This window comes from Cellvibrio sp. (assembly GCF_053579595.1).
On sequence record NZ_JBRFPI010000494.1, the window covers coordinates 1 to 2,815 of the forward strand.

The window sequence follows — 2,815 nt, forward strand, 5'->3', positions numbered from 1 at the left end:
CGCCGCAGTTAAAGGTGCGGTACATTTCACGGATGTCCACATTGCCGCCGCGTTGCAACCATTGGAATACGGGTGGGAATGTCCAGCTCTTGGTGTCGATGACCGCTTTGCAATCATCCGGCAATACGCGCGGGATATTTTCGGTCAGGCCGCCGCCGGTGATGTGCGCCATGGCATTGACTTGCGATTCTTTGATCAGCTTCAGCACTGATTTAACGTAGATACGGGTTGGCTCCATCAGCGCGTCAGCCAAGGGCTTACCGCCGCAATCCTGCGTCAGATCGGCGTTGGTGACATCGATAATTTTGCGGATCAGCGAGTAGCCGTTGGAGTGCGGGCCGCTGGAAGTGAGAGCAATCAGGGCGTCACCAGCTCGGACTTTGCTACCATCGATAATTTCGGATTTCTCAACGACACCAACGCAGAATCCGGCGAGATCGTAATCTTCGCCTTCATACATACCGGGCATTTCGGCGGTTTCGCCACCAACCAATGAACAACCGGACAATTGGCAGCCATCGCCGATGCCGGATACTACTGCGGCAGCGACGTCCACGTTGAGTTTGGGGGTGGCGTAGTAATCGAGGAAGAAGAGGGGCTCAGCGCCTGTGACGACGAAATCGTTCACGCACATGGCCACCAAGTCGATGCCAATTGTGTCGTGCTTTTGCAGGTTCATCGCCAAGCGCAATTTGGTACCTACACCGTCGGTGCCGGATACCAATACCGGTTGGCGATAGCCTTCAGGGATTTCACAAAGTGCTGCAAAACCGCCCAAACCGGCCATTACCTCGGGGCGACGGGTGCGTTTGGCGACGCTTTTGATACGCTCGACCAGCGCATCGCCAGCTTCAATATCAACGCCTGCATCTTTGTAGCTAAGGGATGTGGTAGGGGTTTGGTTTTGGCTCATAGGAAAGGGCTCACAGCTCTGGCAGTTGGACTGGTTGAAAAAAAGGCCGCCATTCTAACAGCTTATGGCGGCGCTTGCAGGCCAAAGCGCTGCGGCTGAGCAAGTTATTCTAATCTCACTGGGCAGGTGGCTGTTGGAATCAGACATTTTTGGTGAATGCTTCCTCAATTGGGTCTGCCGCATGCTTGTTTAAGCCTGTTACAATGCCGCCTTCCTGCTTGTTGCTGACTGCATTTAGAGGTAATTCCCGTTGCGTTTCCTGCATTTAAGTCTGCTGGTGTCTTCTTTGATTGTTGCGCTTGCGAGCACTGCGTCCGCTGGGCAAAAAGTCGATATTTATCGCGCCGATACGCTGGTCAAAACCCAGTCAGAGAACGAGCGAAATGCCGCCGCCCGAGCGACTTTCGGTGAAGTTGTTGTGCGTGTATCCGGCCAGCGCAGCGCACTAGATCATCCCGCCATAAAAGCCGCCCAACCTGGTGCACAGAATTACCTGTTCGGTTTCACTTACAAAGCCTCATCGGAAAAAATCACTGTCGATGGCAAAACATTCCCGGCCGTAGGTTTGCAGTTGAACTATGAACCCCAGGCGATTGAAAAGCTGTTGCGCGATTCGCAGCTGCCGCTCTGGCCAGCAACCCGCCCGAAAGTATTGGTGTGGTTGGTCGCAAAAGACCCAACGGGTTTGCGTTTGGTGCCAGAAGTAGCTGATTTGCAAGCGATGCAGTTGCAGGCGCAGTATCGCGGTTTGCCGCTCAGTTTTCCCAAGCTGGATTTGGAAGATAGCCTCTCGCTTACGGCCGATGATCTCTGGGCGCTCGATATCGAAAAAATCAAAACTGCCTCGCTGCGCTATAGAGCGGATGCGATTTTGATTGGTCGCTATACCCCTTACAGCCTTGGGCCAATTCCCCCTGCGGTAGTAGTTGATCCGTTAGCGGCTGAAATACCGAGCGAAGCGATAGCCGTCAGCAGCCTTGCATCGTCATCAACAACAAGTTCAGTGACGGCAGATGGTGTGACTGATGTGGCTCCTGCTCCTGTTATTCAAGGCCCTTGGTTGGGTGACTGGCAGTTGCTTCACTCCAGCAGCGACCAAACATTTGCTGATGAAACTCCGGAAGTAAAAGGCCTGTTTGTCTCGGCGATTGACCATGCCGCAGATTATTTCGCCAACCAATACGCCATCATGCCCACCAACCAAGGACCGCAAACCATCGTGTTGCGCATTGGCAATATCACTAGTTTTGGCGAGTTCAAACAGGCGCAAGCCTACTTGGATGAACTGGCGATGGTGCAGCGTATGGAAGTCGTGAAGGTCAACGCGGAAGGTATATTGGTGCGCCTGACAACCGAAGGCGATGTGAAGTTATTGATGAGTACGCTGGCACTCGGGCGCCGGTTGGCGCCGCTTCAATCGGACACTTTGGTGGATACACCTACGGGCGCCGTAGTGGCTGACCAAACTCCTGTTGTTATCAGTGATCCAGCTGTTATCAACGATCCGAATCTGGATTCTGAGGTAATGGCGGAGTTGGATCAGGCATTGGCTAATGAGCAGATTCCCGGTGTCACCCCTACACCACAGGTGCAAGCGCCTGTTTATGGCGGCACCGCCGAGAACCCTTTGATATACGTTTGGCAGAAGTAGTTATGGTTAACTTGCCCCAGCAGCTGTCGCTCAGCGTCAACCTGAACGATGATGCAACCTTTGAAAACTTTTATGCGCCTGCCCACACCCATAATGCGATGGTGGTGAGGGGGTTACGCGACCAGTTGGATGGCAGTGGCGAGTCGTTTATCTATTTATGGGGTGCGCCCGGTTGCGGGTTGACGCATCTACTGCAGGCTGCTTGTCATCAGGCGCAGGAGATGGGCTTGTCGGTGCAGTATCTGCCGCTG

At 53.7% G+C, this 2,815-nt stretch carries 2 protein-coding genes and 1 pseudogene; 2 read left to right on the top strand and 1 reads right to left on the bottom strand.

Annotation, left to right across the window (positions count from 1 at the left end; all coding sequences use genetic code 11):
- Positions 1-913 (bottom strand): phosphoribosylformylglycinamidine cyclo-ligase (purM, locus tag ACWA6V_RS20235; RefSeq protein WP_449524184.1); only part of this gene is annotated, 913 nt, incomplete at its 3' end.
- A gap of 250 nt (positions 914-1,163) precedes the next feature.
- On the opposite strand from purM, the gene ACWA6V_RS20240 reads away from it, so the two are divergent.
- Both ACWA6V_RS20240 and ACWA6V_RS20245 read left to right on the top strand, forming a co-directional pair.
- Complete coding sequence (locus ACWA6V_RS20240; RefSeq protein WP_449524185.1) at positions 1,164-2,564, top strand: DUF2066 domain-containing protein; 1,401 nt, start codon at positions 1,164-1,166, stop codon at positions 2,562-2,564.
- Between the two features lie 2 nt (positions 2,565-2,566).
- Positions 2,567-2,815: pseudogene (locus tag ACWA6V_RS20245) on the top strand (DnaA regulatory inactivator Hda); the annotation flags it as partial.